This is a genomic window from Desulfovibrio sp. 1214_IL3152, from assembly GCF_036763055.1.
Taxonomy (GTDB): Bacteria; Desulfobacterota; Desulfovibrionia; order Desulfovibrionales; family Desulfovibrionaceae; genus Desulfovibrio.
The window spans coordinates 1-2,306 of sequence record NZ_JBAIYW010000269.1 but is presented as its reverse complement, the minus strand read 5'-3'; the positions used below and the strand labels follow the sequence as shown (position 1 = coordinate 2,306).

Sequence of the window (2,306 nt, the reverse complement as noted above, 5' to 3'; positions counted from 1 at the left end):
GGTTTCGGCCAGTATGCCGATCTGCTGACGGCTGTTACGCTCGGTGCAGGCCAGCAGCAGCACGTCTTCCATACCGGGATAGTAGCGGCCAAGAGGATAGCCGGGCACGCAGCCGTGCGCGGACAGGGCATCCACCAGCATCTGGGCGGGCATGGGCAGGCGCAGGGCCACCTCATTGCCGTAGGGCGCATCGTTGAGAAGCTCAATGCCCTTGATGGCGGTGAGGCGTTCCACGGCATAACGGGTAAGGGCCATGTTGTTTTCCGCCACCCGTGTAAGCCCGCAGGGTCCCAGCAGGGACAGGTGGATAAGCGCCCGCAGGGCGCACAGGGCCTGGTTTGAGCAGATGTTGGACGTGGCCTTGGCCCGGCGGATGTGCTGTTCGCGCGCCTGCAGGGTAAGCACGTAGCCTGTTTTGCCGTCCACATCGGTGGTACGGCCCACAATACGGCCGGGGAACTGGCGAATGTGTTCCTTGCGGCAGGTCATGAGGCCCAGGTAGGGACCGCCGAAAGAAAGGGGCATACCGATGCTCTGCCCTTCGGCCACCGCCACGTCCGCACCCATTTCGCCGGGGGTTTTCAGCACCGACTGCATGACGGGATACACGGAAATGACGCCGAAGGCCTTGTGCTCGCGGGCTTTGGCAAAGACCTGGGTGTAGTCCGCCACGGCCCCGAAGAAGTTGGGGTTCTGCACGATCACGGCGGCGGTGGTGTCGTCAATGGCGGCCATGAGCGCGTCAAGACGGCTGACGCCCTTTTCCTGCTGCACGGTCTTGAGCTCAAGATCAAGGCTGGAAATGTATGAAGCCAGCATGACCCGCCAGATGGGATTGACGGCCTCGTCCACCACCAGCACGCGGCGGCGTGTGGAGCGCACGGCCATCATGGCGGCCTCGAAAATGGCCGTGCCGCCGTCATACACAGAGGCATTGGCGCAATCCATGCCCATGAGGCGGCTCACAGCCGTCTGAAACTCGAAGATGGCCTGAAGGGTTCCCTGCGAGCATTCGGGCTGGTACGGCGTGTAGGAGGTATAGAATTCGCTGCGGCCCGCAAGGGCATCCACGGCCTTGGGAATGTCGTGGGCATAATAGCCCGCGCCCAGAAAAGACACGAGATCCGGGCAGTTTTTGGCGGCCAGACCTTCAAAATAGGCGCAGACCGCGGCTTCGGACTGGCCTTTGGGCAGATTGAACTGTTTGGGGCGCATTTCTGGGGGGATATCGGCAAAAAGGCCGTCCAGATCGCGCACGCCAACCACAGAGAGCATTTCCTGCAACTCTTCCGGCGTGTGGGGGATGTATGGCATATCCGCTCCTTGAGCATGTTACGCGTGAACGTGTGCCTGAAAAAAGCATGATGACGCAGAGTACGGGGACGTCGAACGGCTCTCGCCTGCACGGCAGGTCAACGACAGCTTGACGGCAGTTCGGCGGCATACCGGGGCATGCCGGAGAGCCGTTTTGCCCGCCGTTTCATGAAATATCCGGCGGCTGCCCGTCCTGTGCGGGCAAGCCCATAACAGGTTCGGGGCAGGTTCGGGCCAGATTCGGGCCAAACTCGAAACAGATTCGAAACAGATTCTGTCCAGACCCGTGTAACCTGCGAGCCCGCAAGGTTCTGTTTTCCGGCCGGGGCGTGCCGCTGCCCGCGCTGTCCGGTCCATTCTCCCGGCTCTGGCCGCCGTGCGGCGAGAAACCGCACGGCAAGTCCAGAGGCCGGAAAAATACGTGCTTTAATGGCCTTCGGCGGCGCAGAACGCCTCGTAGGCTGCTGCGTCCAAAAGCCCTTCGGGCTTGCTGGAAAACTTGACGCGCATGAGCCAGCCTTCGCCATAAGGATCGGCATTGCACTTTTCAGGCGCCTGCTCCAGGGCGGTATTGATGCCGACCACATCGCCGCTCACGGGCGAAATGAGGTCGCTGGCGGCCTTGACGGATTCAATGGAGCCGAATTCGCTTTCTTCGCTCACTTCATCACCCACGAGCGGCAGCTCCACATAGGTGATGTCGCCAAGAGATTCCTGGGCAAAGTGGGTGATGCCCACCACGGCCTCGTCGCCTTCCAGGCGCACCCATTCGTGGCTCTTGCTGTACAACAGATCCGAGGGATTGGTAGCCATGTGCATTCTCCTGAAATATGTAGTTGGGGGGAACAGTACGCGCCCTCTCGGGCTACAAGCCTTCACGTTTCTCGCGGGCGGCAGGTCTGCGCCGCAAAGCGGCCGACAGAATGCCGCGCGCGTCAGACCAGCTTCTTGCGGGCCGTGCCTTCTTTATAGAAAGGAATTTCCACCTTTTT

At 61.3% G+C, this 2,306-nt stretch carries 2 protein-coding genes; both read right to left on the bottom strand.

Annotated elements, in window-relative coordinates; translation table 11 throughout:
* On the bottom strand, positions 1 to 1,314 hold a 1,314-nt coding region (gcvPA, locus tag V6C07_RS05805; protein ID WP_333535420.1), incomplete at its 3' end, for an aminomethyl-transferring glycine dehydrogenase subunit GcvPA.
* 426 nt (positions 1,315 to 1,740) lie between these two features.
* Positions 1,741 to 2,127, bottom strand: a complete 387-nt coding sequence (gene gcvH, locus V6C07_RS05800) for a glycine cleavage system protein GcvH (protein ID WP_333535418.1) — start codon at positions 2,125 to 2,127, stop codon at positions 1,741 to 1,743.
* Positions 2,128 to 2,306 lie beyond the last annotated feature (179 nt).